Below are 21,735 nucleotides of genomic sequence, written 5' to 3'. Positions count from 1 at the left end.
CGACAGCGGCAAGAGCGCCTTCGTCGGCCGCGAGCTGACCAAGTCGGACCGCCCCGAGCTGACCGCCGCGAAGATCATCGTGTCGGGCGGCCGGGCGCTGGGCTCGGCCGAGAAGTTCACCGAAGTGCTCACGCCGCTGGCAGACAAGCTGGGTGCGGCGCTGGGCGCCAGCCGTGCCGCGGTGGACGCGGGCTACGCCCCCAACGACTGGCAGGTGGGCCAGACCGGCAAGATCGTCGCGCCCAGCCTCTACATCGCGTGCGGCATCAGCGGCGCGATCCAGCACCTGGCGGGCATGAAGGACTCCAAGGTCATCGTGGCGATCAACAAGGACCCCGAGGCGCCCATCTTCAGCGTGGCCGATTACGGCCTGGAAGCCGATGTCTTCACGGCAGTGCCCGACTTGGCACGCGCTCTGGAGGCAGACCATGCCCGGCATGGCTGAGCGCTGAGCGCTGAGCGCTGAGCCGGATCGTGCCGGGGCCTAATGCAAGAGCGCTTGACCGATCCAAGGCTGCTTCGCGGTCGGAAATGCGCCACACCTGGGGCGCAAGATCCGACCGCCCTTGCCTCAGAACAGGTGCCGCAGGCCCAACGCGACGGTGCTGGCCGAGCCGCCGGCCGGCAGGGTGTTGCCAGGGCCGAAGACGCCGTACAGCGCCGTGGTGGCACGGCCGTTGAAGCCGCCGTTCTTGTCGTCGATGTGGGCGTAGCGCAGGTAGATGTCGGTGCGCTTGGACAGCACGTAGTTGGCGCCCAGGTTGACGTAGGTGTTGCGGCCCTTGGCCTTGGCCGCTCCGGTGGTGTACTCGTGGCCGTCATCCTGGACGCGGCCCACCTGGGCGACGAAGTTCCAGGAGGGGCCCACCGGCACCTTCACGCCGATGCTCGCACCCCGGACCTTGGGCGTGGCCCCGCTGGGCAGTTCGTTGCGGTAGTCCCAATAGTTGCCGCCCAGCTGGAACGCGCTGAACTTGTAGGTGGCACCGACGTTGAAGGCGCGCTGGTCGGCGTCGCCGGCCGCCAACTCCTGGCCACCCTGGACGTAGCCCACGTTGGCGTCGATCGGCCCGGCCTGGTAGCGCAGCATGCCGCCGACGTTGCGCTTCATCGTGCCGGCGGCTGGGATCCAGGGCGTGGCCGCGCCGGGGGCAACGGCCGCGCGCTCCCCGGCAGCCACGGCGACCATGCCCGAGAAGCCGCTGAAGTTCGGCGTCCAGTAGCTGACCTGGTTGTCCTGGCGGCTTTGCTCGCCGTTGGAGAGGTACATCGCGAAGATGGGCGAGAACACGGCGAAGGCGTCGACGTCGCTGAAGAGCAGCGAGTAGTGCAGCGGCGAATACTGCCGGCCCAGCCGGACCTCGCCCAGGCTGGCCGAGGTCAGGCTCACATAGGCCTGGCGGCCGAACAGCCGCCCGCCCTGCAGCGAAGTGCCGGTGTCGAGCGCGACGCCGCTTTCCAGCACCGCCGTGGCCTTCAGGCCGCCGCCCAGGTCCTCGATGGCCCGCATGCCCCAGCGCGAAGCCGTGAGGCCGCCGCTGCCCAGACGCGCCAACGAGCCGCGGCCGGAAACGCGGGTGGATTCGGCATAGACGTCGGCCACGCCATAGAGGGTGACGTTGGACTGCGCAACGGCGCTGCCAACACAAGCCAGCAGCGCGGCGGCCATGGCGGGGTGTTTCATCAGGTTGTCTCCCGGTGGTGAGTTGATTGGTTTCGGTTCGATGAGGAGCACTGGCGCCAGGGACCGGGCAGTGCTGCGCCGCAGCCACCGCATGCGGGGCGGCTGGGGTCGGGTTGGGCGCTGAGGGCGTGCCGGCGCAAGTCAGCGTCGGCGCGGCCAGCGTCGCGTCGGGCTCAGGCGGCGACGGCCTCGGGCGACAGGACGACCTCCTCGGTGGTCGCGCGGCGCAGTTCCCGCCGCTCCGAGAAGTCGTACCAGCGGCCGCGGTGCACGGTGGCCGTGTTGTCCCACATCACCAGGTCGCCAGGCGTCCACTCGTGCGTGTAGACGAACTCGCGCTGCGTGGCGTGTTCGAGCAGGTCCATGATCAGCATGCGGCCTTCGGCCGTGGTCATGCCGACGATCTCGCAGCAGTGAATGCCGACGAACAGGATCTTGCGGCCCGAGCGCGGGTCGGTCTGCACCAGCGGCCACACCGCCGGCGCGATCGCGTTGCGCTGCTCCTCGGTGTAGTTGGTGTCGCCCAGCAGGAAGCGCGAATGCAGCGCGTAATGCACCGCCTGCAGCTTGTCGATCTTCTGCTTGAGCCAGCCCGGCAGCGCGTCGTAGGCCATGCGCAGGTCGGCGAACTGGGTCTGGCCGCCGAAGCTGGGCGTGATGCCGCAGGACAACATCGAATACTTGGCGCGCGGGCGCTGGAAGGAGCTGTCGCTGTGCCAGAGCTGGTTCGCAATGTTGCCGATGATCTTCGCGTGCTCGCGGCCGGCCACTTCCCCCTCGGCCGTGACGTTGGAGATGTCGGCCAGCTCGGCATACTTGAAGCGGTGCGGACCGCCCTTGACCTTGCGCAGCCCGAGGTCCAGGGGACCGAAGCGCTTGGCGAAGGCGATCTGCTGGTCCTGCGTCAGGGGCTGCCCGTGGAACACGAGCACCGCGTGCGTGTCCATCGCGTGCTCGATCTCGCGCACCTGCTCAGGTGAGAGCGGTTGAGTCAGGTCGATGCCACTGGCTTCGGCGGCGAAGGGCGACAGGGATTTCAGTTGCAGGCTCATCGGAGTCTCCTTCACTCGGGTTTGATGTTGGCCGCCTTGACGACGCGGCTCCACTTGTCGATCTCGGACCTGATCACGGCGTCGTAGGCCTCGGGCGAGGAGCCCACGGGCTCCATGCCAAGCTCCACCAGGCGCCCCGACAGCTCGGTCGAGCGCACCGCCTTGCCGATGTCGGCGCTGATCTGGTTGAGCAGCGGCCGCGGCACGCCGGCCGGCGCAATGACGCCGATGAAGCTCATGGCGCTGAAGCCCGGCACCGTCTCGGCCACCAGCGGGATGTCGGGACTGGCCAGCGCCCGCTTGGGGCTCGACAGCGCGATCACCTTGAGCTTCCCGTCCTTGACGAAGGGCATGGACGAGAACAGCACGTCGAACAGCAGCGGCACCCGGCCGCCGAGCACGTCCTGCTGCGCCGCGGCGCTGCCCTTGTAGGGCACATGCACCATGTCGATGCCGGCCATGTGGTTGAGCATCTCGCCGGCCAGGTGCGTGCCGGTGCCCATGCCGGGCGTGGCATAGGACAGCTTGCCCGGGTTCTTCTTCGCGTACGCAATCAGCTCGGACACGTTGCTCACGGGCAGCGACGGGTGGGCGAACAAGCCGAAGTGGGCCTGCGACACCTGGGCCACCCCCACGAGATCCTTCGTCGTGTCATAGGGCAGCTTGGGCTGCAGGGCCGGGTTGATCATGTGCGCCGTGATTGCCATGCCCAGCGTGTAGCCGTCGGGCGCGGACTTGGCCACGAAGTCGGTGCCCAGCATCGTGCCGGCGCCGGGCTTGTAGTCCACGACTACGGGCTGTCCCCACTGCGCCTGCAGCCGCTCGGCCAGCAGCCGGGCCACGAGGTCGGTGGGACCGCCAGGGGCGAATGGCACGATCAGCTTGACCGGCTTGGCGGGCCAGGCCCCGGGCTGCGCGGCAGCCCACAGCGGAAGCAGGCATGCGGCGGCGAGCAGGCCGCGTCGCGCGGCTGCGAATCTGTTCATGGCGGTGTCCGTCGGCGGGTATTGGGGTTCAGTCAGCGGTGGCGCTTGAGGCCTTGACGACCTTGGCCCAGCGGTCGATCTCGCTGCGGATGTAGGCGTTGAACTCCTCGGGCTTGCTGCCCACCGGCGTCAACGCGATGTCGGCCATGCGGGCCTTCATCTCGGGCGACTGCAGCGCGCGCGCGAGGTCGGCGCTGAGCTGGCTCACGATCTCCGGCGGCGTGCCGCTGGCCACCACCGCACCGAACACGCTCTGCACCACGAAGCCGGGCAAGGTTTCGGCGGCGGCCGGAATGTCGGGCGCGATGGCCTCGCGCTTGGGGCTCAGCACGGCAATGGGCTTCATCTTGCCGGCCTTGATGTGGGGCAGCGACGAGAACAGCGGATCGAACAGCAGGTCCACGCGGCCGGCAAACACGTCCGGGTAGGCGCCGCCGGAGCCCTTGTAAGGGGCGTGCAGCATGTCCAGGCCGGCGCTCGTCTTGAGCAGTTCACCGGCCAGGTGCATCGAGCTGCCGCTGCCCGGTGATGCGTAGGTGAGCTTGCCGGGCTCCTTCTTCGCCAGCGCGATCAACTCCTTGAGGTTGCCGGCCGGGAGACTGGGCGAAGCCGCCAGCACCACCGGCGAGGTGGCCAGCATCGACACGCCGGTCAGGTCCTTGAGCGTGTCGTAAGGCAGGTTCTTGCGCAGGCTGGGATTGATGACATGCGACGTCACCACCAGCCCGATGGTGTGGCCGTCCGGCGTGGCCTTGGCAGTGAAGTCGGTGCCCAGCACCGTACCCGCGCCGGCCTTGTAGACGACCAGCACCGGCTGCTTCCAGATCGCGTTGAGCTGCTTCTCCAGCAGCCGCGCCAGGATGTCCACCGCGCCCCCGGGCGCGTTGGGTACCACCAGCGTCACGGGCTTGTTCGGGAAGCCGCCTTGCGCCCAGGCCACCGTCGGGCCCAGTGCACAGCTCATGGCGGCGGCGCACAGCAACGATCTGCGAATCATCTTGTCTCCGATCATGTTTGCGAAACTTTGGACGCAGCGACCGTTTTATTCAAGCCTTTACCGATCCACCTTTCAAACTTCAGGGTCAATTCATCGAATAACTTTGCTTTTTTCGGTCTCGACGTCCAAAATTTTGGCAACGCGACAGGAGCATTGACCCCCATGAAGACCATCACCCGCACCGACGAGCGGATCCTGCAGTCGGACATCTTCGAGCGCGAGACGCGCCGCCAGCGGCCCGACCTGGGCACTTGGCGCGAGGCCGCCCGCGACGTCAAGGTGTACCGGCGCTGCGATGTGCTGGTGGTCGGCGGTGGCCCGTCGGGCACGGCGGCGGCGGCCGCCGCGGCCAAGGAAGGCGCCGACGTGGTGCTGCTGGAGCGCTACAACCACCTGGGCGGCCTGTCCACCGGCGGCCTCGTGATCTGGATCGACCGCATGACCGACTGGTCCGGCGATCTGGTCATCCGCGGCTTCGCCGAGGAACTGTTCGACCGGCTGCCCGCCGACGCGGTGGCCGGACCGTCGCGTGCCGAATGGGGCTCGCGCGATCCGGCCAAGGCCGCGTACTGGAGCAACCGCACCGCGGCCTACCACGGTGTCGTGACCTGGTCGCCCACGATCGACCCCGAGCGGCTGAAGCTGCTGAGCCAGGACATCGTGCTGGAGCGCAAGGTCCAGCTGGTCTACCACTCCTGGGCGGCGGAGCCGATCGTCGAGGGCGGTGCCGTCAAGGGCGTCGCTTTCGAGAGCAAGGAAGGCCGCATGGCGATCCTCGCGAAGGTGGTGGTGGACGCCACGGGCGACGGCGACATGTTTGCCCGCGCCGGCGCCGCCTACGAGAACGACATCGAGGAGGCCGACGTCCACCACTGCATGAACACCTCATGGCTGTTCGGCGGCGTGGACATGAAGCGCTGGATCGACTTCAAGAGCGGCGAGCCCGAGCGGCACGCCGCGTTCATGCAGGGCGGACGCGACGCGCTGGGCCTGTTCGAGCGCCCCTTCGTGTCCTGGCGCAACGACATCGCGCTGTTCATGGGGCCGCGCCAGTCGGGGTACTCGGCCCTGGACGTGGACGACCTGACCGAGGTCGAGGTGAAGTCGCACCGGGCGATGGCGGCGCACCTTGAGCACTTCCGTGCGCATGCGCCGGGCTTCGAGAACGCTTACCTGCTGCAGAGCGCGCCGCAGATCGGCGTGCGCCATGCGCGGCGGCTGCGCGGCGTCGGCGCCGTGCGGCGCACGCAGTGGCCCGATGGCATCGCGCTGCCTGACGAGGTGGGCGTGTCGCCGGCGGTGTCGCCCAAGTTCCCCAACATCTCCATTCCCTACGGCGCGCTGGTGCCGGAGCGGGTCGATGGCCTGCTGGCTTGCGGCCGCCACCTCTCGTGCGACAAGAACTCGCACGGCTTCATGCGCGAGATCCCCCAGTGCTGGATCACCGGCCAGGCCGCCGGCGCGGCCGCCGCGCTGGCCGTGGCCCAGGGCGTGCAGCCGCGCGCCGTGGACATCGCCTCGCTGCAACGGGCGTTGGTCAGGCAGGGGGTCTTCCTGCGCACCGCGGACGCCACCGCCACGGTGGCCTGAGGCGCCGACGCGTTCGGGCCATGCGCAGTCCTACAGTGCCGGGTGAGGCCGCAAGGGTGCGGCCGCGGAATTTCACCATGGCTGAACAAGAAGACCCGCAGAACAACCCACAGGCCCAGCGGCCCGACACCGTCAGCGCGCTGGAGCGCGGCATCGCCGTGCTGCGCTGCTTCGACGAGCAGCATCGCCAGCTCACGCCCACCGAGCTCGCGCGCCTCACCGGCATCCCGCGGCCGACCGTCACCCGGCTGGCGACCACGCTGGTCACCCTGGGCTTCATGACCCAGGAGCCCGGTGGCGAGCGCTTCATGCTGGGCCCGGGCGTGGTGTCGCTGGCGCGCGTGTTCCTCTCCGGACTGGACGTGCGCGCGGTGGCGCGCCCGCGCATGCAGGCCCTGGCCGAGGCCGTGGGCGGCGCGGTCTACCTGGCCGTGCCCGATGGGCTGGACATGGTGCTGATCGAGGCCTGCCGGCCGCGCTCGACCATGCTCACCGCACGCCTGGACGTGGGTTCGCGCGCACCCATGGCCAACTCCGCACTGGGGCGCGCCTACCTCTCGGCCCTGCCGGCGCGCGAGCGCGAGGCGCTGATCGAGTCGCTGCGGCTGGCGCGCGGCAGCGACTGGCCCTCCCTGGAGGGCGGGCTGCGCCGCGCGCTCGACGAAGCCGCGCGGCTGAGCTACTGCAGCTCGGCAGGCGAATTCCATCGCGAGATCAACTCGGTATCGGTGCCGCTGATCGGCCCCAACGGCGAGGTGATGGCGCTCAACTGCGGCGGCCCCGCGTTCGTGTTCACCGAGCCGGTCCTGCGCGACAGCGTCGCGCCAGGGCTGGTGGAGCTGGCACGGGTGCTGGCGGCCGACATCGGCGGCAGCGTGCCGCCACCACGATCCTGACCACCCTATGCGACTCAACGACGACGAAAAGGCAATGCTCGACGGCCGCGACGGCGCGGCCGTGAGCAAGGCGATGGACCTGCTGGTGCGCTACGGCGACGCGCTGGGCGCCGAGCGGCTGGTGGACACCCGCAACGTGTGCGGCACCGTCAGCGCCAGCACGCCCTTCATGCGCGACTTCGCGCTGCAAAAAGGCGGCATGGACGCGGTGTTCTCCGAGTTCAACCTCGACAGCGACACCGTGGTCGAGGTGCCGCCGGTCAAGGTGTACAGCACCCACCTGCAGCTGGGCTTCGACCCGAACGAGGCGCAGCGCATGGGCATCGCCGAGGAGGTGGTGCAGTTCTATCGCAAGGGCGAGGCCTTCACGGCCGGGCGCGGGGTGCAGCTGGGCAACACCTGCACGCCGTACCAGGTGGGCAACGTGCCCACGCGCGGCGAGCACTGCGCCTGGATGGAGTCGTCGGCGGTCGTGTACTGCAACTCGGTGCTGGGCGGGCGCATCAACACCGAAGGGCGCGAGAGCACCGGCGCGGCCATGCTCACGGGCAAGATTCCCTACTGGGGCTACCACCTCGACGAGAACCGCCGGGGCACGCACCTGGTCGAGCTCGACATCGACCTGGAGTCCACCTTCGAGTGGGGCCTGCTGGGCTACTGGATGGGCGAGCTGGTGCAGGAGCGCGTGCCGGTGGTGGTGGCACGCGGCGGCCGGTTCCTGAAGGCGCCCAACCTGCAGCGGCTCAAGCACTTCGGCGCCGCGGCCTCCTCCTCCGGCGGCGTGGAGATGTACCACCTGGTCGGCGTCACGCCCGAGGCACCGACGGTGGAGGAAGCCCTGGGCGGCAACCGGCCCGTGCAGCGGCTGCGCTTCGGCGAGGCCGAGCGGCGCGCGACCTGGGACAAGCTCAACAGCACGGCACGGGACCACGAGGTGGACTACGTGATGCTGGGCTGCCCCCACTACAGCATCGAGCAGATCTGGGAGGCGTGCCAGCTGCTGCAAGGCCGCAAGGTGCACGAGAACAGCAGCCTGTGGATCTTCACCCCGCGTGCCATCAAGGCGCTGGCCGACCAGAACGGCTACACCAGGATCATCGAGGACGCCGGCGGGCACCTGATGAGCGACACCTGCTCGGCCATGAGCCGCGCCATGCCGCAAGGCACCAAGGTGGCCGCGCTCGACTCGGCCAAGCACGCGCACTACCTGCCCGCGATCATGGGCGTGCAGGCCTGGTTCGGCACCACCGCCGATTGCATCGACGCGGCCTGTACCGGCCGCTGGAACGGAAGGCTGGCATGAGCACGACGACAGGAACCAGCACCATCGTGCTGCGTGGCCGCAAGGTGGTCGGCGGCATCGCCGAGGGCGAGGCGCTGGTCACCACCGAGCGCATCTCGGGCTGGGGCGGCATCGACCCGCGCACGGGCAGCGTCATCGAGACGCGCCACCCGCTGCGCGGCGTGAGCTTCGCCGGCAAGGTGCTTGTGTTTCCAGGCGCCAAGGGCTCGTCGGGCTGGTCCAACCAGTTCCACATGACGCGGCTGATGGGCACCGCGCCGGCGGCCCTGCTGTTCAACGAGATGACGACCAAGATCGCGCTCGGCGCCGTGGTGACGCGCGCGCCGGCGCTGACCGGTTTCGACCAGGACCCGCTGCAAGTGATCCGCACCGGCGACTGGGTGCGTGTCGATGCCGAGCGCGGCATCGTCGAAGTGACCAGGCGATCCACCGATGAGTGACCAGACCCCCAAGCGCAAGCTGCGCAGCAACTTCCCTCGCGGCTCCTACCTGTGGGCCGTGCGCAATGCGCAGTGGCAGGCGATGGGCATTCCCGAGGAGGACTGCGACAAGCCCAAGATCGCGGTCGTCAACTCCAGCTCCGAGCTGGCGGCCTGCTACAGCCACCTGGACCAGGTCGCCAAGGTCGTGAAGGAGGCAATCCGCGCCGCCGGCGGCGTGCCTTTCGAGATCCGGACCGCGGCACCGAGCGACTTCGTCACCGGCGCGGGTGCGCGGGGCGCCTACATGCTCGCCGCGCGCGACCTCGTCACCAACGACATCGAGGTCGCGGTGGAAGGGGCGCAGCTCGACGGCATGGTGTGCCTGACCTCCTGCGACAAGACGGTGCCGGGGCAGCTGATGGCCGCGGCGCGCCTGAACGTGCCGACCATCCTGGTGCCCTGCGGCTACCAGGCCAGCGGCGAGTACAAGGGCGCGCACGTGGACATCGAGGAGGTGTTCATCCACTCCATGCACGTCGTCACGGCCAACAAGCCGGCCGAAGAGGTGGTGGAGATGAGCCGCTGCGCCATCCGCTCCCCCGGCGTGTGCTCGGGCCTGGGCACGGCCAACACGATGCATGTCGCCTGCGAGGCGCTGGGCCTGGCGCTGCCGGGCAGCGCGCCGGTGCGCGCCCTGTCCGACAAGATGTTCCAGGACGCAAGGGCGGCCGGGGCGCGCATCGTGCAGATGGTGTGGGACGACCTCAAGCCGCGCGACATCCTGAGCGAAGGTGCGTTCGCCAACGCGGTGAAGGCGGTGCTGGCCATCGGCGGCTCGCTCAACGCGGTCAAGCACCTGCAGGCGGTGGCCACCGAGGCGGGCAGCGACATCGACGTCTATGCGATGTTCGAGCGCTTCGGGCCCGAGACGCCGGTCGTTGCCGGTATCCGCCCGATCGGCGAGCGCTTCATCGAGGAGTTCGAGGATGCCGGCGGCTGCCGCGGCGTCATGAAGCAGCTCGGCGCGCTGATGGACACCACCGCGCTGACGGTTTCCGGCGCAACGGTAGCCGACAACCTCGGCACGGTCCAGGTGCGGGACGAGGAAGTCATCCGCCCGGCCAGCCGGCCGGTGGCGCCGCGTCCCGCGGTTGTCCTGCTGCGGGGCAACCTTGCGCCCGAGGCGGCGCTGAGCAAGCCCGGCATCGTCGAGCGCAAGGTACGCCGCTTCAGCGGTCCGGCGATCTGCTTCTCGACCTCGGACGAGGCGCTGGCGGCAATGAACGATGGCCGCGTGCGCCCCGGTCAGGTGATCGTCATGCGCGGCGCCGGCGCTTGCGGTGGCCCCGCGATGGGCGGCGGTGCGTCGCGTGTCGTGTTCGGCATCGACGGCAAGGGCCTTGGCGACCAGGTCGCGATGCTCACCGACGGCCACCTCTCGGGCCTGGTCTGCAAGGGCCTCGTCGTGGCCGAGGTCGCGCCCGAGGCCGCACTGGGCGGACCGCTGGCGCTGGTGCGTGACGGCGACACGATCACGATCGACCTCGACACGCGCCGCGTCGATGTGGACCTGAGCGATGCCGAGCTGGCGCAGCGCCGCGCCCAATGGCAGCCCCCTGCCCCGCTGTTCGACCGCGGCTGGCTGCAGATCTACCGCCGCAACGTCGGGCCGCTGTCCCAAGGCGCCGTGCTGGTGCGCGAGACGAAGTAGCGCCCGCGCGGCCCCGCGCCCGTACCGAACGAAAGCATGCCCTGCCCGCTCGCGCGGGCAGGCGAGGACTCGTCTTGTGTTGACCACCTTGTGGAGTGAGACCCATGTTGAGACGCCGAACCGTTCTTGCGCTCCCGGCCAGCGCCTTGGCCACCAGCGTGTGGAGCCAGGGCACAGCGGGTCGCCCCGTGCGCCTGGTGGTGGGCTTTGCGCCCGGCGGCGCGGCCGACAGCATTGCTCGCGTGATTGCGCAGGCACTGGGCCGGCAGCTGGGCCAGCAGGTGATCGTGGAGAACAAGCCCGGTGCCGACGGCATCCTGGCCGCGCAGGACGTGCAGCGCGCTGCGCCCGATGGACACACCCTGCTGTGGGGCACCAACACCGCCTTGGTCCAGGTGCCCTCGACACGCGCCAAGCCACCGTACGACCCGTTCAAGGCCTTCACGCCCATCAGCTCGGCGGGGCAGTTCTCGATGTTCCTCGTCACCAGCCCCGCAGTGAAGGCCGACCACGTCAAGGCGCTGCTGGATGAGGTGGCCGCGCATCCCGACCGGTACAACGCTGCCTTCAGCAACAGCGCGGCGCAGCTGGCCATGATCCAGCTGCTCGGGCCGCGCAAGGCCGTGTACGTGCGCTACAAGGGCGACGTGCCCGCGTTGACCGACCTGGTCGGCGGCCATGTCCACATGATCTGGACTACCGGCACCTCGGCGCCAGCCTTCGTGAAGGACGGCCGCGCGAAGGCGCTGCTCACCCTGCAGCCGCAACGCAGCCCGCTGCTGCCCGAGGTGGCCACTGCAGCCGAGGCCGGCCTGGGCGAGCTGACCATCCGGGCCTGGGCGGGCGTCTTCGGCCCGGCCGGCATGCCGCCGGAAACCGTTGCGAAGCTCAACGGCGAACTGCAGGCCGCACTCAGGCGCAGCGACGTGAGGGAGCAGCTCGCTGCGCAGGGCTTCGAGGGCTACGGCATGGGAGCGTCCGAGTTCGCCGCCTTCTTCAAGGAGCAGTACGACAGCTTCAACCGGATCGTGAAGGACAACCACATCCGGTTCGAGTGACGCCGCATCGCATGACGTTCAGGAGACATTGCGTGAACCCGATCCAACGCCTGTTCACCGTGGCCGCCGCCGCGTTGAGCTTTGCCGCCGCGGCGCCTGCATGGGCCCAGGCCTTTCCTGAAAAGCCGGTGCGCCTGATCGTGCCGTTTCCGCCAGGCGGCGCCACCGATGCGCTCGCTCGCCTCATGGGAGACAAGCTGGCCGAGCGCTGGAAACAACCGGTTCTGGTGGAAAACCGGCCGGGCGCGAATACCGCCCTCGGCACCGATGCGGTGGCCAAATCAAAGCCTGACGGCCACGTGCTGGGCATCGTGACCGGTTCACATGTCACCAATCCGCTGCTGTCCAGCAAGCTGCCCTACGACACGCTCAAGGACCTGACCGGGGTCATGGCGCTCACCCGGTTCCACATGGCGCTGTACGCGCATCCCTCGCTGCCCGCGAGCACGCCGGCCGAACTGATCTCGCTGGCCAAGCGCAATCCGGGCAAGGTGGCTTACGCCTCGGCAACCACGCAAAGCTACCTCGGCATGGCGCTGCTGGAGATGAAGACGGGCGTGAAGATGCAGTACGTGCCCTACAAGGGCAGCGCGCAAGCCATCAACGATCTGATCGGCGGGCATACGCTGCTGATGGTGGACCCCGTGCTGCAGAGCACCCTGGAGCATGTCAAGAGCGGCAAGCTCAAGCTGATCGGCACGCTCGGTGCCACTCCGGCCGAACTGACGCCCGGCGTGCCACTGTTCCCCAGCGTTGCGCCGGGCTACGACTTCTCCGGCGTCTTCGGTCTTGTTGCGCGCAGCGGCACACCGCCGGCCCTGGTGAGCCGCATTCGCGACGACTTCGCCGCGGTGATGAAGCTGCCCGAAGTCGCTGAGCGCATCCGCAGCATCGGCCAGGAACCGCTGGCCACGAGCCCGGACGAGTACAACGCCTACATACGCAACGAGATGAAGAAATGGGAGCCGGTGGTGCAGGCCACGGGTGCCCGCCTGGATTGAGGCCGATGCAACATGTCGAGGCAACGTCGAGATGTTGCATTGCCGGCCAAGTAGACGGTATGGACGCCTCCCGGGCGCTGAACTGCTAAACAGCAGGCATACCGCCGGTCCGCTCGTGGCGGCTCGGGTGACGTCCCGAACCCCGCTTCGAGCTGTTCGGCCATCCAAAGTCCGGTACCCGCCCGCTCCACCACTGAGCGGGCAGAGGGCCGGCCGTCGTCTGCTTGCGGGCGCTTCTCATTGCGCCCGTCCTTCGGCCGCGGAGAACAACATCAGGTCCAATTCGCTGGGCTCCAGCCACTGGCTGCCGTAGCGCCCCTTGCCATACACGTCCAGTACGACGCGGCTGATGAGCGGCGACTCCCAGTCCTTGTCAGCCAGGCGGCGCCGGATGCCCGGCGTGGCGACGGAACCCAGGATGACCGGTGCGGCCTCGTCGATCCAGCGCACCTTCTCCTCCTGTGACAGTTCGGCGAACTCCGCGCGGAGCTGGCGCATGCGGCTTGCCTTCCACGCAAGGGCCAGTTCCTCCTGGTCCTTGCGTGGGTCCTGCAACACGACGGCCTTGTCCTTGTCTGGCGCATTGGCGGCCGGAGCGCAAGGCTGCGGCTCCTTGTTGGCCAGGATGGCCTTGAGGTATGCCAGCCTGTTGTTGATCCGCGCCGCGTTCGGGTTCTCGACATAGCTCTCCAGAGCGTCCAGCGCCTCGTTGACCCTTAAGTCACCGTAGCGCAGCACCAGAGCGTCGAGATCCTCCTCGCGCAGGCCCAGCTTGCCCGCGCGCAGGGCTTGCGTCACGTCGGCCGGCTCGGGAATGCGCGGCTTCTCGCGCGGCCGCCGAGCGACCTTGAACTGCACCGACACCAGCTGCGTCTGCTCCCGGTGCTCCACCAGTTCCACCACGATCTCGGTCTTGTCGTTGATTTCCCCGATGGCCGGCACCAGCAGCTCGTTCTTGAACTTGCGGAATTCCCGCGGCTTCAAGCCGCCCCCCTCGCGCAACACCCGGGTCCAGAAGTCCGGGTCGTGCCGGCTCGTCAATCCACCGGGGCTGTCCTTGTAGCGCGCGCAGATCTCGTACAGCGCCACGGCCGTGTAGGTCGAGAGCCGGGCGATCGAGTTGAGCTCGATCTGGGCCCAGCGTTCGGGGTTGATGAGCTGCTCCTTGATGGACGGCGGGTAGTACCAGGTCACCCAGGCCTCGCCACCGCGCATGAACAGGCGCGCCTCGGCCAGCAACGCGAAGGTGCGCGCCTCGTCCGTGATGGGCGGCGCTGCTCCATTCTCGAAGCCGTCGAGCAGCATGGTGCCCTGCTCACTGGCAGCCAGCGGCCGCCACACGACGGTCGTCTGCACCATCTGCTCGATGTACCGCTGCACGCGCTCGGAAGCTTTGGTGGTGGACCCGTAGCTCCTGAGGATGGTGCTTACCGGGCTGGTGTAGCCCCCATCGGCATTGGGAGTGCTGCGCTGCGCCAGCCACAGCATCACGTCGTAGGCCTTGCGACCCGTGACCGTGAGCGCCATCGTCAGCGGCTCGATGGCCAGCGCGAAGACAGACTTGCTCAACGTCCCGGACGCTCCGGACGGGACCGCCGAGGGAACTTGCGGCTTCTCCTTTGCAGGCTTTGGCATGGCCACTAGTGTAAGTCCAAGCAGGTTGGACACCATGGCTCGATCCAGCTTGCCCGGTATTCCTGGCATGTGGCTGCCCCCTGCCGGCCGCCGCACCCTTCGCGGCCATTCCAAGCCACACTTGCCGGACAGGGGCCATCAATCTCTGGGCGCCGCGGTTGTGGATAACTTCGGCCTCAGGAGCCGGACACCGACCACATATGCCGGACAGCCATGCCACGTTTGGCGGACGCACAAGCCACAGTCACCGGACGAGCAAGCCGCACTTGGCGGACATCAAGTTATCCAACTCATTGACCTGCATGATTTTTTTGGAAATCAAACTATCTAAACAAGTCAAACGTATTGAAGATCTGGCGTTCTTGGATCAGGCGTCATGCACAGACAGCGGCAATGTCCGCCAAGTGTGGCTTTGGCCCTGTAGCCCGACCGATTTGTGTGTTCACGGTCTAAGGCCGCTTCGAACATACAATCTGCTCAAACAAACCACAGGAAGCTAGATGACCAATATCGTGGTTGAAGGCCGAGAGCAGGTGGAACTTGCGGATATCGGCTCGCAGGCAGAAAGAGCCAAGAAGATCCTTGCTCGCGTGAGGAAGGCGATGCTGGCTCCCAATGCCACCAAGGAAGCGCCACGTTTCTCGCCCGCGCAGCTGGGCAGCTTGGTGAACCTCGACACCCGGCAGGTGGACTACCGCGCCAAGAAGGGTGAGCTGCCCGGCGGCGGCCTCAACGCGGCGGGTACCAGGCGCGAATTCCAGCTCCCGGAGGTTCGGCAGTGGGCGCGTGAGCTGCGCAAGCTGCGGCTGCGCCCGGAGAATGCCGAGGCCATCACCATCGCGGTGGCCAACTTCAAGGGGGGCGTCACCAAGACGACCACGGCCGTGACGCTGGCCCAGGGCCTGAGCATCCGCGGACACAAGGTCCTCGTGATCGACTGCGATCCGCAAGGCAGCCTCACCACGCTCTTTGGCATCCTGCCGGATGCCGAGGTCGAGGCCCAGCACACCATCCTGCCGCTGTGCCTGGGCGAGGAGGAAAGCATCGAGTACGCCATCCGTCCGACCTACTGGGATGGCATCGACTTGGTACCGGCGACGTCGGTGCTTTTCAGCGCGGAGTTCGCCCTGCCGGGCCGCCAGCGCGACGAGGGCCCGTCGTTCCAGTTCTGGAACGTTCTGCACTATGGTATCGAGCAGGCGCGCCAGGATTACGACGTCATCATCATCGACACCCCCCCTGCCCTGTCGTACGTCACCATCAATGCCATGATGGCTTCGGACGGCGTCATCACGCCGCTGCCGCCCAATGCACTGGACTTCGCCTCCAGTGTCCAGTTCTGGGACCTGTTCTACGACCTGACCAAGGAACTGGTCTCCCGCGGCAAGACCAAGAAATTCGAGTTCATCGACGTCCTGCTGGCCAAGGTGGATGCAAGCGACATCGCCACGAGCGTCGTGCGCGAGTGGATCAGCGCCGCGTATGGCGCCAAGGTCCTGCCCTTCGAGATCCCCAAGACTTCCACGGCTGCGTCCGCCAGCGCGGAGTTCGGCTCGGTCTACGACATGAAGCCCGGATCCGCCGGCAGCAAGACGATCAAGCGCGCGCTCGATGCCTATGACCAGTTCGTCGAGACCGTGGAATCGCAGATGGTCGGTGCGTGGCTGCGCCAAGTCGTCGCGGTGGAGGAGGCGCAGGCATGAGCAAACTGACGGAAAAGGCCAAGGGCATCAACTTCGACGAGGACGAAGACGACGCGACGTCCCCTGCTCCCGCGCCGGTGGCCGACAAGCCGCGCACGGCCATGGGCGCCATCAGTGCGTCGCTGGCCCTTGGCCGCGGCGTGGAGGCCGAGAACCGGGCGCTCAAGGCCAAGCTGCAGAAGTTCGAGGACGCCACGTTCGTGGAGTTCCTGGACCCGAAGCTGGTCAAGCCCAGCCGCTGGGCCAACCGGCACGCCCTGTCTTTCTCGGGACCCGAGTTCGCCACGCTCAAGGCGGAGATCGCCGATGCCGGGCGCAACGTCCAGCCCATCAAGGTCCGTCCGCTGCCGGTGCAGCCCGGGCAGTCCCCGGAATACGAGATCGCCTACGGACACCGCCGTCACCGCGCCTGCCTGGAGCTGGGTCTGCAAGTGGCCGCCATCGTCGAGGAGATGAACGACTCGCGGCTGTTCGCGGAGATGGATCGCGAGAACCGGGAGCGTCAGAACCTTTCTCCGTGGGAGCAGGGGATGATGTACAAGCGGGCGCTGGAAATGGGCCTGTTTGCTTCACAGCGCCAGTTGGCGTCGGCCATCGGTGCACAGAGCGGCAACGTCAGTCGTGCCATCCAGTTGGCCTCGCTCCCGGACGAGATCATCGGTGCCTTCGCGTCGCCGCTGGAGCTGCAGTACCGCTCGCTCGATACGATCAATCCGGCCCTGGAGCGTGACGCCAAAGCCGTGCTCGACCGGGCGCGTGAGCTGGCCGCCATGGAGCCGAAGCTGCCGGCCAGGGACGTCCTGGATCGGCTCATGGGCAATGAGTCCACCGTGACGCCCGCAGCTGCGAGGACTCCCTTGATGGTTGGCGGGAAGCAATTGGGAAGCTGGGACAAGGACGCCAAGGGCAACGTGACGTTGCGCCTCAAGGCTGGCGTTCTTGGTGACGCAAAGGAAAAGCGGCTCAGGGAGTTCGTCGAGAAGCTGCTTGGCTGATCGGGATGGTTGGTGAAAGCAAAAGGGGCCTCGGCCCCTTTTTCGTTGAAGACACGCATCGTGCGTGGCGCGGCGGGGCCGCAACGAGCCCGCCTCGCCGGCCAGGTCGCAGCCTGTCGGCATGGCCATTGCGCGATGATCCGGTTGGCGCCAAACAGTGCTTTACGGTAAAGCACCCCTGAACTTCATCCATGATCAGCCCGGCGAAATGCCGAGGCCCGTGCGGCGATATTGCACATTGACAGACCAGCAACATCGTCATGGCCCGGATCGTTTGAGGCCGGGTAGCGGCGGGGCCGCTCCATTGGGCTTGCTCACTTGGTGGGTAGCAAGGTCTTGTCACTGCACGCGCGGCTGCCAGCCTCGACCGCTGCGACGGGGACGAAATCTCAGTCCGACGACCGGCAAAGGCATCGCTGCCGTTGCCGGCCTGCGCCGCGAGGCACAAGCCCACGGTAGGGGTCCTTGGCCACGTTGCTGGACTGGTGCAGCGCTACGGTGAAAAGCCTTCTGTCCCATGGTGCCTGTACTGGGCAGAGCGTGCGGTGAGCCACCCATACGGCAGCTGCGTCGGGGCGAGTGCTTTACGGTAAAGCACCCTTGGCGATGCATCCAACGGCTGACCGGGGACATCCGTGCACAAGGTTCAGCAGGCCGCATCAAGGGGCGCTTTACCGTAAAGCGCCCCCAGCGACCAGGTCATGCGCCGCTGCCGTACGGGCACGCCTTCGATGCCCGCGACCCGCTGGTCGTGTGCGCTCACAGCCAAGGCTGCCTGCGGAATTTCGTTTTGGGCCGTGCCGTCACCGCAGTGCTGCGCTTGAGCAGTGTGCGGGTGCTGTCTCTGCACCAAGGCTGTCGTGGCGCCAGCTGGCTGGTCGAACAACCCGGCTCTGCAGAGCCGGGGGGATACGCCATCGCTGAAGGCCATATCAAGCTTCAGAGCAGAGTGAAACAGCCGCGTCTTCTCACGCATGAGAACGTCACGGCAGGAGCAATGGCGCAAGGCATTGAGTCCTACGAAGCCAGCGAACTGGACCGCGCGCTGCGGGCCTGGGCGCTGCACGTCAACGTCCACATCGACAAACTTCCGGCCGGTGAGGTGAGGGCCCAGCTCCGGGTCACGGAGTGGTGGTCGTCCACGCAAGAGCACCCTTCAGACTTGAAGGCACCTCCACACCGCGCCGAAGGCATTGCCCGGGCCAACTGGGCTGCCGCTGACGCATGAAGCCGCGGCGGTTCCCAACGGTTCACGGACCATTCAGCACGGGGGCGACGAAGTCCCGACCAGCCGAGCCGAGCCCACACGGGCGTCCCTCAACGCCTGTACTGCCGAGCCGCTTGATGACTTGGCCAGGGCTCCGGAGCCTGTTGCGCGAGGTGACGGTGGGCGCCCGGCTGCAAGCGCTGGTGAAGATTGGGAACCTCATGCCCGCCGTCGAGCTGGCACTGCCGAATTGGGGGCGCACGCCGAGTCCGAAACACCGGGGCTGTGCTGCACAAGGCGGCAAGCCGACACGCCGCCGGCAGGTACTGAGCCGCTTGGCGTCGGCAGCCCCGCCCCAGCCGAGCCGGGGACTGGGGCCGCTCGACGCAAGGTCGTCACAGCGACTGGAGGTACTGGACCAGGTCCGCGATCTCCGCCTCGGTCAGGTACAGCGCCTTCTTCCGGTTGTAGGTTTGCACGACCTGCTCCAGCGTCGCCGCCGTGCCGTTGTGGAAGTAGGGCGGGTGCTGCCACACGCCGCGCAGCGGTGTGGTGCGGTACATCTTGGTCGCGCTGCGCGACGCGTAGCTCGGCGCGTCACCCGGTTCGGGCTCGCTGACCACCTCGCTGGGCGCGTGCAAGCGCCGGTTCGCGTCCGTGAACGCCGGCCCGCTGTGGCAGCTGGCGCAGGTGCCCTTGGTGTTGAAGATCACCCGCCCGCGTGCGGCCGCCGCAGGATCAAAGCTGCCGGCCGGCGGCGCCGGCGGCTGCAGCGTCAGCTGGTACGCCTGCAGCGCCGGCAAGCGGCTGCTGACCAGGTCGTCAGTCCCGTTCGTGACGGAGATGCCAATGCGCGGGTCGCGGAAGCTGCCGTGGCCGCCCATCTGCGTCACGGCGACGTAGCGGTTCCAGTAGGCGATTCGGTGGCCGTCGCCGGTGTAGGTGATGCGGTGCACGTCCTGCAGGCCATACGCGGGCGGGATGAGCACAGGGGCGCTGATGCCGTCCAGGTTGAAACGCGGGTCGTAGCGGCCCTTGCCCCACGAGCGGTAGATGGCCTTGGTGGCCTCGCCGAGGGCAGGGGACAGGGCGATGATGGCGCCCGGGTCCAGGTCCCGGTTGGGCCAGCCGTCCAGGCGCCTGCCGATACCCCGAGCGAACGAGTTGTCCACGGTGGAGTGGCACAGCGCGCAGGTCACGCCCAGCCGCGTGACCCGGTCGCGGCCGCCTACGGTCTCCACCCGGCCCTTGAGGCCGATGACGGCATCGAGCTTGAGCAGCGCCACCGTGGTCTCGGGGCTGGCGAGATCGACGCTGCCATCAGCGATGCCCTGGCGGACTTCCGGCGGCAGGGCCCTGACGTCCACCTTCAGGCCAACCGACAGTGCGGTCTTGGGCGACACCTTGGTTCCCACGACCTCGTGCAGGCGCAGGCGGTCGCTCCAGAACGTCTCGTCGCCGAAGGTCTGGCGCCGGAAGATGTACCGGCCCCGATCCGGGTCCGGTGCTGTCGCGGCCTGTGGCTCCTCCCGCGCCAGGGACATCGGCGCCTGCGGTACGTTGCCGGGATCCGAGCCGCCACAACCGGCGAGCAGCACGGTACACAAAGCAGGTAGCCGGAACAGTTTCATCGTGACCTCCGATCCAAAGCCACCCTGGAGGCACGCACGTGAAGCTGGTGTGCTCGGGCAGGGCTGGTGGGAGATAGACGTCACGAGGAGGCCGGGCGTTTCCGTTCACTGCCGGATGGCGTCGGAGGAGACCCGCACGACCATGCGCGGCCTTGAAGTGAGGTTGGCGCACCGGGGTGTCCACGCCGACGCTGAAGCGCCGCCGCATGCCGGTTGATTCATGAGCCCCAGACCGGCCGGCCTGCTGCATGGTGGCGCGGAGTTCCAGGCCCCGCATAAGCCGCTTGCACGGGACCGACGGCCTCAGCGCCTTGTCGCCCTCGGCGAAAAGGCCATGCAGCATGCCAATGGTCGATGGCACGCCGCCAACAGCACCCCATGACACCGCAAACGGTGATGAAGGTCTTTTGATCGTTTCATCAATCGTTTTGCATTACATGCATGGAACATGCAAGTCACCTCGAGGGTATGGATCCAAATCATCACTAAAATCGTTTCATGCCGTTGCCCGATGATCTTCTCCATACGCTGCGGACCTGGCAGCGGGCGCCGGCCGGGCGGCTGGTCGATCGACTGCAGATCAGCCGCGCAACGCTCAAGCGCGCGGTGGAGGCACTGGGGTCCTCGGTGGTCGCTCTCGGGAAAGCGCGCCGCACGGCCTATGCCGCACGGCGCGCGCTGCGCGGCAGCATGCAGCCGCTGCCACTCTTCGAGGTGGATCCCCAAGGGCGTTTGCATGAACTGGCCAGCCTCCTGCCCACTTATCCCGACGGATGTGCCGTGGCGTTCCGACAGTCTCTGGCGTGGCCGCTGGACGAGGACATGCGCGACGGCTGGTTCGACGGCGTGCCGTACTTCCTGGACGACATGCGTCCCCAGGGCTTCCTCGGGCGCAACTTCGCACGCCACCACGCCGCCTTGCTGCAGGTGAGCGAGCATCCCCAGGACTGGTCGGAAGACGACGTGCTGCATGCGCTGTCCCTGCTGGGCGTCGACCAGACGGGCAGCTACATCCTGGGCGAGACGGCTTGTCGGCAATGGCTGGAGCGCTCGCGGCAGGAGCCGGCTGCCCTGGGCGACGAGGATGTCGAGGCCGGCTACCCCGCCCTGGCCGAACAGGCGATGAACCTTGGCGTTGTCGGCTCGTCCGCTGGTGGCGAATTCCCGAAGTTCACGGCCATGCGCAGCAGCGACGGCGTGCTGCGACATGTCATCGTCAAGTTCTCCGGCTCGGACGGCTCGGCCGGGACCCGGCGCTGGTCGGACCTGCTCGTGTGCGAGCACCTGGCCTTGACCGTGGTGGCACAGCACCTGCAAGCTGACGCCGCAAGCAGCCGCATCCACCAAGCCGCGGGCCGGACCTTCCTGGAGGTCGACCGCTTCGACCGGCATGGCTACCTCGGTCGTTCGCCGGTGTGTTCCTGGGCGGCCCTGAATGCGGCGCTCTTCGGTGCCAACGGCATGCCATGGACGGGCGCTGCGGCGGCGCTGCACGGCCGCAAGCTCGTCGACGCGGCGACACGCTCGGCCATCGACGAGCTGTGGCATTTCGGCAGGCTCATTGCCAACACCGACATGCATGACGGCAACCTGTCGTTCAGGCCCGGGCTGACCCTGGCGCCGGCCTACGACATGCTGCCCATGCTGTACGCGCCGGCCCGGGGTGTGGAGCTGCCACCAAGGCACTTCTCGCCGCAACTGCCCCTGCCTGTCGAGCGCCCGGCATGGGAGGCTGCCGCGGTCGCCGCACAGGACTTCTGGCTGCGCGCCTCGGAAGATTCCAGGATCAGCGACGACTTCCGCCGTACCTGCGAACAGAACCACCGCACGCTCGTCGCGCTGGTGCGGTCGGCCTGAGTGAGCT

At 67.9% G+C, this 21,735-nt stretch carries 18 protein-coding genes; 12 read left to right on the top strand and 6 right to left on the bottom strand.

From position 1 onward, the window contains the following. On the top strand, positions 1 to 445 hold a 445-nt coding region (locus tag H537_RS42670), incomplete at its 5' end, for an electron transfer flavoprotein subunit alpha/FixB family protein (protein WP_043458691.1). A gap of 126 nt (positions 446 to 571) precedes the next feature. Here the strand turns inward: H537_RS42670 and H537_RS0112730 are convergent. The 4 genes from H537_RS0112730 to H537_RS0112715 all read right to left on the bottom strand — a co-directional run bounded on the left by H537_RS0112730 (position 572) and on the right by H537_RS0112715 (position 4,719). Further along, a complete protein-coding gene (locus H537_RS0112730; protein WP_169516999.1) occupies positions 572 to 1,684 on the bottom strand; it encodes a porin in 1,113 nt (370 codons plus the stop codon). Positions 1,685 to 1,857: 173 nt separating this feature from the next. Then, the gene (locus H537_RS0112725; RefSeq protein ID WP_028998231.1) at positions 1,858 to 2,736 is read right to left on the bottom strand and encodes a TauD/TfdA dioxygenase family protein; all 879 of its coding nucleotides are present in this window, start codon (positions 2,734 to 2,736) and stop codon (positions 1,858 to 1,860) included. A gap of 11 nt (positions 2,737 to 2,747) precedes the next feature. Beyond that, complete coding sequence (locus H537_RS0112720; RefSeq protein WP_028998230.1) at positions 2,748 to 3,722, bottom strand: tripartite tricarboxylate transporter substrate binding protein; 975 nt, start codon at positions 3,720 to 3,722, stop codon at positions 2,748 to 2,750. A 28-nt stretch (positions 3,723 to 3,750) separates the two neighbouring features. Beyond that, entirely contained in the window at positions 3,751 to 4,719 is a 969-nt protein-coding gene (locus H537_RS0112715; protein WP_028998229.1) for a tripartite tricarboxylate transporter substrate binding protein, read from the bottom strand. Positions 4,720 to 4,881: 162 nt separating this feature from the next. On the opposite strand from H537_RS0112715, the gene H537_RS0112710 reads away from it, so the two are divergent. The 7 genes from H537_RS0112710 (at position 4,882) to H537_RS0112680 (ending at position 12,700) form a co-directional block, all read left to right on the top strand. Next, positions 4,882 to 6,309, top strand: coding sequence for an FAD-dependent oxidoreductase (locus H537_RS0112710; protein WP_028998228.1), 1,428 nt, complete (start codon positions 4,882 to 4,884; stop codon positions 6,307 to 6,309). 77 nt (positions 6,310 to 6,386) lie between these two features. After that, positions 6,387 to 7,205: an IclR family transcriptional regulator gene (locus H537_RS0112705; protein ID WP_028998227.1), complete on the top strand. Its 819-nt coding sequence runs from the start codon at positions 6,387 to 6,389 to the stop codon at positions 7,203 to 7,205. A 7-nt stretch (positions 7,206 to 7,212) separates the two neighbouring features. Next, positions 7,213 to 8,508 (top strand): aconitase X, encoded by a 1,296-nt coding sequence (locus tag H537_RS0112700; protein WP_028998226.1) that lies wholly within the window; start codon positions 7,213 to 7,215, stop codon positions 8,506 to 8,508. Next, entirely contained in the window at positions 8,505 to 8,948 is a 444-nt protein-coding gene (locus H537_RS0112695) for an aconitase X swivel domain-containing protein (protein WP_028998225.1), read from the top strand. Before H537_RS0112700 ends, H537_RS0112695 begins: the two co-directional genes overlap by 4 nt. After that, positions 8,941 to 10,641, top strand: a complete 1,701-nt coding sequence (gene ilvD / locus H537_RS0112690; protein WP_028998224.1) for a dihydroxy-acid dehydratase — start codon at positions 8,941 to 8,943, stop codon at positions 10,639 to 10,641. The genes H537_RS0112695 and ilvD overlap by 8 nt, the downstream gene beginning before the upstream one ends. A 104-nt stretch (positions 10,642 to 10,745) precedes the next feature. Continuing rightward, positions 10,746 to 11,699: a Bug family tripartite tricarboxylate transporter substrate binding protein gene (locus H537_RS0112685; protein ID WP_211235003.1), complete on the top strand. Its 954-nt coding sequence runs from the start codon at positions 10,746 to 10,748 to the stop codon at positions 11,697 to 11,699. A gap of 59 nt (positions 11,700 to 11,758) precedes the next feature. Continuing rightward, positions 11,759 to 12,700: a Bug family tripartite tricarboxylate transporter substrate binding protein gene (locus H537_RS0112680; protein WP_169516998.1), complete on the top strand. Its 942-nt coding sequence runs from the start codon at positions 11,759 to 11,761 to the stop codon at positions 12,698 to 12,700. A 237-nt stretch (positions 12,701 to 12,937) separates the two neighbouring features. On the opposite strand, the gene H537_RS0112675 is transcribed toward H537_RS0112680, so the two are convergent. Continuing rightward, on the bottom strand, positions 12,938 to 14,269 hold the full coding sequence (locus H537_RS0112675) for a replication initiation protein (protein WP_028998221.1): 1,332 nt from the start codon (positions 14,267 to 14,269) through the stop codon (positions 12,938 to 12,940). A gap of 566 nt (positions 14,270 to 14,835) precedes the next feature. On the opposite strand from H537_RS0112675, the gene H537_RS0112670 reads away from it, so the two are divergent. The 3 genes from H537_RS0112670 to H537_RS52740 all read left to right on the top strand — a co-directional run bounded on the left by H537_RS0112670 (position 14,836) and on the right by H537_RS52740 (position 18,261). Continuing rightward, a complete protein-coding gene (locus H537_RS0112670; protein WP_028998220.1) occupies positions 14,836 to 16,038 on the top strand; it encodes a ParA family protein in 1,203 nt (400 codons plus the stop codon). After that, a complete protein-coding gene (locus tag H537_RS0112665) occupies positions 16,035 to 17,033 on the top strand; it encodes a ParB/RepB/Spo0J family partition protein (RefSeq protein ID WP_051242479.1) in 999 nt (332 codons plus the stop codon). Before H537_RS0112670 ends, H537_RS0112665 begins: the two co-directional genes overlap by 4 nt. A 790-nt stretch (positions 17,034 to 17,823) precedes the next feature. After that, positions 17,824 to 18,261 carry a hypothetical protein gene (locus tag H537_RS52740; RefSeq protein ID WP_156901661.1) on the top strand — a complete coding sequence of 146 codons (438 nt, stop codon included), beginning with the start codon at positions 17,824 to 17,826 and terminating at the stop codon, positions 18,259 to 18,261. Between the two features lie 374 nt (positions 18,262 to 18,635). Here H537_RS52740 and H537_RS0112650 read toward each other — a convergent pair whose 3' ends face one another. Continuing rightward, complete coding sequence (locus tag H537_RS0112650; RefSeq protein ID WP_028998216.1) at positions 18,636 to 19,871, bottom strand: c-type cytochrome; 1,236 nt, start codon at positions 19,869 to 19,871, stop codon at positions 18,636 to 18,638. Positions 19,872 to 20,369: 498 nt separating this feature from the next. Here H537_RS0112650 and yjjJ point away from each other — a divergent pair, with 498 nt between their 5' ends. Further along, positions 20,370 to 21,728 (top strand): type II toxin-antitoxin system HipA family toxin YjjJ, encoded by a 1,359-nt coding sequence (yjjJ, locus tag H537_RS42665; RefSeq protein WP_051242476.1) that lies wholly within the window; start codon positions 20,370 to 20,372, stop codon positions 21,726 to 21,728. The last annotated feature ends 7 nt before the right edge of the window (positions 21,729 to 21,735 follow it).

The sequence above is a fragment of the Azohydromonas australica DSM 1124 genome (assembly GCF_000430725.1).
Taxonomy (GTDB): Bacteria; Pseudomonadota; Gammaproteobacteria; order Burkholderiales; family Burkholderiaceae_C; genus Azohydromonas; species Azohydromonas australica.
The sequence above is the reverse complement of the archived record's forward strand: the minus strand, read 5'-3'. Positions and strand labels throughout refer to the sequence as shown.

Bases quoted from the DNA above. Each gene is read 5' to 3' on its own strand.
- yjjJ (WP_051242476.1), top strand. From the start codon at position 20,370: ATGCCGTTGCCCGATGATCTTCTCCATACGCTGCGGACCTGGCAGCGG.
- H537_RS0112665 (WP_051242479.1), top strand. From the start codon at position 16,035: ATGAGCAAACTGACGGAAAAGGCCAAGGGCATCAACTTCGACGAGGAC.
- H537_RS0112710 (WP_028998228.1), top strand. From the start codon at position 4,882: ATGAAGACCATCACCCGCACCGACGAGCGGATCCTGCAGTCGGACATC.
- H537_RS0112720 (WP_028998230.1), bottom strand. From the start codon at position 3,722: ATGAACAGATTCGCAGCCGCGCGACGCGGCCTGCTCGCCGCCGCATGC.
- H537_RS0112695 (WP_028998225.1), top strand. From the start codon at position 8,505: ATGAGCACGACGACAGGAACCAGCACCATCGTGCTGCGTGGCCGCAAG.
- H537_RS0112715 (WP_028998229.1), bottom strand. From the start codon at position 4,719: ATGATTCGCAGATCGTTGCTGTGCGCCGCCGCCATGAGCTGTGCACTG.
- H537_RS0112700 (WP_028998226.1), top strand. From the start codon at position 7,213: ATGCGACTCAACGACGACGAAAAGGCAATGCTCGACGGCCGCGACGGC.
- H537_RS0112670 (WP_028998220.1), top strand. From the start codon at position 14,836: ATGACCAATATCGTGGTTGAAGGCCGAGAGCAGGTGGAACTTGCGGAT.
- H537_RS0112730 (WP_169516999.1), bottom strand. From the start codon at position 1,684: ATGAAACACCCCGCCATGGCCGCCGCGCTGCTGGCTTGTGTTGGCAGC.
- H537_RS0112685 (WP_211235003.1), top strand. From the start codon at position 10,746: ATGTTGAGACGCCGAACCGTTCTTGCGCTCCCGGCCAGCGCCTTGGCC.
- H537_RS0112725 (WP_028998231.1), bottom strand. From the start codon at position 2,736: ATGAGCCTGCAACTGAAATCCCTGTCGCCCTTCGCCGCCGAAGCCAGT.
- H537_RS0112650 (WP_028998216.1), bottom strand. From the start codon at position 19,871: ATGAAACTGTTCCGGCTACCTGCTTTGTGTACCGTGCTGCTCGCCGGT.
- ilvD (WP_028998224.1), top strand. From the start codon at position 8,941: ATGAGTGACCAGACCCCCAAGCGCAAGCTGCGCAGCAACTTCCCTCGC.
- H537_RS0112705 (WP_028998227.1), top strand. From the start codon at position 6,387: ATGGCTGAACAAGAAGACCCGCAGAACAACCCACAGGCCCAGCGGCCC.